An 863-nucleotide genomic window follows, 5' to 3' on the forward strand; every position below is an offset into this window, starting at 1 on the left:
GAACATCCTCGACGGAGGCACGTCCGTGGTTCTCCTGGCCGGGTACGTCGCCGCGTCCGCGCTGGGAACGGTCTGGCTCGTCCGCCGGCGCGACGTGAACTGACCGCGCGAGGCGGCGGCTCAGAACAGCGGGCCGCCGCCGAACGGTTCCCGGTGTGAGGGAGGGGTCCGGCCCTGGGTGTCGGTGATGCCGTATTCGACGGCCAGCTCCGCCGTGACGAAGGTGTGGCCGCTGCGCTGAGGAAGGGTCGGGTCCGCGGTCAGGGCGCAGATCACCTCGCCGATGAACTCGGGGGACTCGGCGTCCGCGACGGGAAAGCCGGCGATGGTCTCGAGGCCGCTGGCGACGATCATCTCCGTCCGGACGATGCCCGGCCACAGCGAGACCGCGCGCACGTCGTGCGGAGCCAGCTCCGCCGCCATGTCGCTGGCCATCTTGTCCAGCCCGGCCTTGGACATGCCGTACAGCACCGAGTGCAGATGCCCGCGGGTCCCGAACGACGAGATGTTCGCGATCAACCCGGAGCGGCGGGGCACCATCATCCGCGCAGCCTCCACGGACGCGACGTAATGGGCGCGCAGTCCGACACCGATCAGCGAGTCCCAGTCGTCCAGCGGCCGCTCCCAGAACGGCGTGCTGAACCCGCCGAATCCCTTGGGCGCCGCCCACACGTTGTTGACCAGCAGGTCGAGTCGGCCGGCCTGCTCCTCCGAGATCCGGGCGAACAGCGCACGCACATCTGCGTCTTCGCGGTGATCGCAGGCCACCGCGATGCCGGTCCCACCGGCACCGGTGACCGTTCGCGCCGACACCGACAGCGGGCTGTCGTCCGTCACCGGGCCGCGCCCGGTGACGTAGACGG

Annotated in this window: 1 protein-coding gene; it reads right to left on the reverse strand. The window is 70.8% G+C overall.

Annotated elements, in window-relative coordinates; all coding sequences use genetic code 11:
* Window positions 1–120: 120 nt before the first annotated feature.
* Window positions 121–863: SDR family NAD(P)-dependent oxidoreductase (locus tag AC1D1G_RS45600; protein ID WP_477956987.1), on the reverse strand; the 743-nt coding region annotated here is incomplete at its 5' end.

Source organism: Rhodococcus sp. P3_B8 (assembly GCF_056402775.1).